The sequence below is a fragment of the Selenomonas sp. KH1T6 genome (genome assembly GCF_900108415.1).
GTDB lineage: Bacteria > Bacillota > Negativicutes > Selenomonadales > Selenomonadaceae > Selenomonas_B > Selenomonas_B ruminantium_A.
Window position 1 is genome coordinate 1 of sequence record NZ_FNWN01000068.1, and the last position, 4,771, is coordinate 4,771.

Genomic DNA, 4,771 nt, shown 5'->3' on the forward strand with positions numbered 1-4,771 from the left:
CACATCGCCAAAGCTGGTGCGGAGATTCTTGCGGCTGTGGCCGTTACGGCTGTTGTCCGTATCCTTGTTCTTGTAGTCATACTTACCATAGCCCAGGGAGTCATCCAGCTCTGCTTCAAGGCCATTCTCCATGAACTCTGCTATAGTTTCCTTAAATAAGTTCTGAATGTCCTCCATGCTGGTGACGTTGCTTTCTTGCAGCAGTGCCCGAATCTTCTCCCGGCGGGCTTGCTCTTCTGGGGTGCGTGATTTTCTGCTCATAAAAATACCTCCCAAGTGATGTTCCCATTTTACATCACTTGGGAGGTTTACACAAAATCCGGGGTAGACTCATACTGGCAGATTCAGGCAGCACTTCAGATACTCCGCATCATCCATCTTTGAGGACTCTATGGCATTTTTGATGGCGTTGGCCATCACCTCTGCCGCCATAGTTCCTGCCATGTTCACATCGGCCTCCACAGGCTCCCCACATGACGAAGCATATATTGTGTCCCCATCCGCCAAGGTACCTACAGGATTTATGCACCGCGCATAGGCATTTCCTGCCTGAGCTGCAATGCGGGTCAGCTGCGACTTGTCAAACTTGCCGTTAGTTACAATGGCTCCTATGGTTGTATTGGTACGGGACAGCAAATCTTTTGGGGCAGCTATGCGATACAGCTCTTGTACACTGTCAATGAAGCCGGTACGTTCTTCATTCATGAGACCGGCTGCTTTTTGCCCCTCGACGTATATATCACCCAGGGCATTCACCACTACCACAGCTCCCAGTTTCAAGTTTCCCGCCTGCACAGCATAGTATCCGATACCACTTTTCTGAGACTGCCTCATGCCCTTGAGCTTTCCTACGGTAGCGCCTTTGCCCGCACCAACAGAGCCGCTTATGGGCTGGCTTTTCAGCAAGGCGTTTTGGCAAGCCTCATACCCCATCCTGCTGTCCGGCCTGATTTTCGCACTGCCATAAGACAAGTCATAAATGCTGCTCTGTACTACCAAGGGAACCAGGGCAAAGCCCGTATCATAGCCTATGCCATTATCTTCCAAGCACTTCATAACCCCATCAGCAGCAGCCAGACCGTAGGCACTGCCCCCAGACAGTACTATGGCATGAATGCCAATATCTTCTCTGGTGGGATCCAGGACAGGTGTCTCTCTGGAGGCCGGACCACCGCCGCTTATATCTACACCGGTCTTTGCTCCCTTCTTGAAGCACAAGACAGTAACCCCTGTCTTGCCCGCTTCGCTCTGGGCATTGCCCACCATAACCCCATCTATTGCATCAAAGGGTATTTCCATGAGATTCATTCACCTTCACCCCCTGGATTTTCCTGACTTAATCAACTCTGTCACTTTTATTTCCTTATGTCTGTAGCGCTTCCTCCCCTTGGTGACTTCTCCGAAATCTACGGCCTTCACCGGGCAGATATGGAGGCACCCCAGGCATTCCACGCACCTATGCTGCCACACCGGAAATCCCTCCGGCCTCTCTATATTTCCTCTGGGGCAGATTTTCTCACACAGGCCGCATGACGTGCATTTCTCCTTGTCACACTGGAATACCCCGTCAATCTTTTCCTGACGTGCCCGCCAATCCTCGTGATACCTCTGGCAAAACTTCCGCAAAAGCTGCCATGTATCATGGGGTTCCTTGTTTTTTACAGCATCTGCAATCTTGCGGATTTTTCGCTTCGCCAGCCAAGCTCTGATGCTTATGCGCCAGTCAGCGGCAATGTCCCGGTAGGGAATATAATTGGATACCAGCCGCACATACCACTTGCCATGAAGTTTCCTGTTTTTCTTAGCCAGTATTGCCTCGGCATCCAGGAAAGGCCTCCCCCAGTAGGGCACACCGCAGGTGGCTATGGCAAAGGTATAGGGAGATTCATAGATGGTCAGCTTCTCCAAGAACTCCTCCACCTGAAGCGGCAGACCAAAGTAATGCATGGGAAACACAAAGCCCACGCATTCCGCATTGACAGAAGGGCTGTCCTCTGCCAGCGCCTCAGGAATATACCGAAGCTCCGCCTCCGGCAGCAACTCTTGCAAAGCCCTTGCTGTATATAGTGAATTCCCTGTTGCTGAATAGTAATAAATTACCGTGTTGATATCCGTATCCCCCTTGTAAGCGCATATATTTCATTATACTGCCGCAGTTATGGTTTTGCCATCTATGAATATAGCACAAAAGCCCCAGCCTATGACTCTGAGAGCAGATCTGCCTCTCGTAGATACCATAATATCGTCTGCTAATTTCTATATTACCTATTATAACAATATGTAAATTTCTATCAAGCTTTATCCCTTCCCTCTGAAACACTAGGTTAATTAGCTTATTATCCACCATTCCTTTACGCTGCCTTTCAGGTTCAATACTAGAATCAGGACAATAACTTCAAGGAGCCGGGGGTTTGTGTGGCATGAAAAACTCCCCCTATGGTGACAGTTTTGTTTTTTTACTGTCTCTCAAGGGGGAGCATATCACGCACGCGGAGCCTTTTTTCAAAACTTCCCGCCGCATATAGGACAAGACTCGCTTTTAAACAAGAAATAGTATGGCACATACACAAACAGCCATCCCCCGCCGGTAATCAGGCACATCAGGACCAGTATGAACCAGTTGATATGCTTCCGTGGCTGCACCTGCTGGTTGCAGTATTGACAGAACTTCATGGTCATCCCCCTTACTTATCAGCTGGCACCCGATGCCATTACCTGTAGTTGATGACCACCAGCCCAATCAGGCAGATGGCTACCCCCACAACCTTATTCCACGCCAGAGGCTCCTGATACAGCCAGTATCCCACCAGCAAAAGCGCCGCTGCCAGTACTGAACTTTGCACAATGAAGCCAGTGCTCACCGGCCAGCCAGCTTTATATGCATATATCCAGCCAGCTTCCAGACCCACTATAACAGCCCCCAACACAAATGGCGCCCAGTTCAGTTTCCGATACTCTCCCAGGAAATCTACGCTCTCTCCCAGCCACAAATAAAGCAGCCCGGACATAATCGCTGCCACCAGATATGTTACCGTCAACGAAGCCAGCGGATCGATTTCCACCGGCACCGACTTGGCACACACCTGATAAACTGTATTGCAGATAATCACCAGCGCAATAGGCCAAATATAAGAAAACAACAACATCGTCCTTTCCTGCTACATCTGCATCTCAAATAGAGCCAGACTGATGGGGTGATCCGGGTGTCTCTCGTTGTACGCTGCTATCTCCTGCCTGTTGTAAGCCTCCATATCCTCGCGCTTCGGCAACAACCCTGCTGCCACATACAGCTTCTCCAGCATTCTGGAATCAGGATAGTCTGAGGGCAGGACTACCCTCACATAATCATCATTATCAGCGAACGTCTCAGAACCACGGTCATATAAGAAATCCAGAAACCTATTCATATCCTGTCAGCACCATCCTTACTCAACTCCGGGGAAGCTGTTCACATACTTTATCTTGATATCCGGGAAGCTCTCCACGAACTGCACCGTGAAGTCCTCACCGTACTCCACAAACTGCCATTCCCCCACGTCATCCGGGAAGGAACTTACAACTTTTACCCTCAAATCAGGAAAGGAATCCACTACCTTCACCTTGATATCTGCAAAGTGCTCCACAACCTTCACCCTGCCGCATAGCTTAATGCCCTTGTAATAGCCGTCAGCATTGACAGGCGAGGCGGCCATAGCCACCGTGCCACACAGCATCACAATCAAAAAGCACAGCAAGCTGGTTGCCCTGCGCATCAATATCCCTCCTACAATCTTGCTCCTTTTGTATATCCATACCTGGTTAATTTCGCCTCCGTCCTCATTTTTCCTGCTTGTCAGCATCAATCCCCCATCCGTCCCCTGATGAAAAAAGCCGGGGCATCAGCCCCGACCCTTTGTGCTTCCTATTAACATGTCATTTTCTAACTGTTCCTGATGATTTCTCCTGATTGCTTATCGCCAATAACTCCTTCACTATAGACTCGCTGTTGATTCGCATCAGGATATCATCCTCGTGTTCCCGTGAGAGGAAGTTCATGCTGCCATACCACACCAGATCATCATCCATAACAGCAAAGTGGCAGTTTAGGCTTTCAAATTCACGCACATCTGCCCCCGCCTCCCGCATTGCCTTCTTCATGTTCTCAACAGCTGCCTGCTGCTGAGGAGAGTATTTCCCTGTTGTTAAAGTCAGAATGATGCAATCTATCTGAGAGCGTTTGTCCTGCTTAAGCTTCTTGATCAATTCCCATACCCGCCGGTGACTCAGCCTTGGGCTGCATATACATATCCTGCTCGTTGCCATTTGGAAATCCTGCCAGTACGTTTCCTGATAATCCCTTACCGTATGTATCACATTGGCTCCATCATTCCCAGTAGGGGCATAAACCGTATACCCCATGGCAGCATACGCAGACAACCTCTTTTGATACATACGCTCCAGCATTTTCACATGCACGTCCGGGGCTGTTGCATGAGTATAATTCCACTTATGCACAGCCCCTTTTCCTTGTTGATGTATAAGAAGTTCCTATTCGTTGTAAAATCCACTAAAAATGAGCACAAGATACCAGGCGGTATAAAAATCGCCTTTTTTCTTGTGCTCTTATTTTGTATTCAGGCTGCGTTATTCACAGGGAACAGGTGCTGGCCTGCTCTGTCTGACTGGATTTTGCAGTGCAGCTTTTGAATATTGTAAGCCATAGCCACCAGCATGATCTCAACAAGGACATTTGCTGTGCCGCGGCTCAGGAACCTTCGGAAATTCATGTCCG

At 49.1% G+C, this 4,771-nt stretch carries 8 protein-coding genes; all 8 read right to left on the reverse strand.

From position 1 onward, the window contains the following. A partial coding sequence (locus BLW59_RS16940) for a transposase (RefSeq protein WP_175463500.1) occupies positions 1-261 on the reverse strand: 261 nt, incomplete at its 3' end. 69 nt (positions 262-330) lie between these two features. Continuing rightward, positions 331-1,308 (reverse strand): P1 family peptidase, encoded by a 978-nt coding sequence (locus tag BLW59_RS16945; protein ID WP_074699033.1) that lies wholly within the window; start codon positions 1,306-1,308, stop codon positions 331-333. Positions 1,309-1,314: 6 nt separating this feature from the next. Further along, positions 1,315-2,136, reverse strand: coding sequence for an EFR1 family ferrodoxin (locus BLW59_RS16950; RefSeq protein WP_217634658.1), 822 nt, complete (start codon positions 2,134-2,136; stop codon positions 1,315-1,317). A 366-nt stretch (positions 2,137-2,502) separates the two neighbouring features. Further along, entirely contained in the window at positions 2,503-2,673 is a 171-nt protein-coding gene (locus BLW59_RS17900; RefSeq protein WP_175463501.1) for a hypothetical protein, read from the reverse strand. A 38-nt stretch (positions 2,674-2,711) separates the two neighbouring features. Further along, the gene (locus BLW59_RS16955) at positions 2,712-3,146 is read right to left on the reverse strand and encodes an EamA family transporter (protein ID WP_217634656.1); all 435 of its coding nucleotides are present in this window, start codon (positions 3,144-3,146) and stop codon (positions 2,712-2,714) included. Positions 3,147-3,158: 12 nt separating this feature from the next. After that, positions 3,159-3,407 (reverse strand): hypothetical protein, encoded by a 249-nt coding sequence (locus BLW59_RS16960; RefSeq protein ID WP_029543607.1) that lies wholly within the window; start codon positions 3,405-3,407, stop codon positions 3,159-3,161. An 18-nt stretch (positions 3,408-3,425) separates the two neighbouring features. Beyond that, positions 3,426-3,752, reverse strand: coding sequence for a hypothetical protein (locus BLW59_RS16965; RefSeq protein ID WP_074699037.1), 327 nt, complete (start codon positions 3,750-3,752; stop codon positions 3,426-3,428). 160 nt (positions 3,753-3,912) lie between these two features. Beyond that, positions 3,913-4,302 carry a phospholipase D-like domain-containing protein gene (locus BLW59_RS16970; protein ID WP_217634657.1) on the reverse strand — a complete coding sequence of 130 codons (390 nt, stop codon included), beginning with the start codon at positions 4,300-4,302 and terminating at the stop codon, positions 3,913-3,915. Positions 4,303-4,771 lie beyond the last annotated feature (469 nt).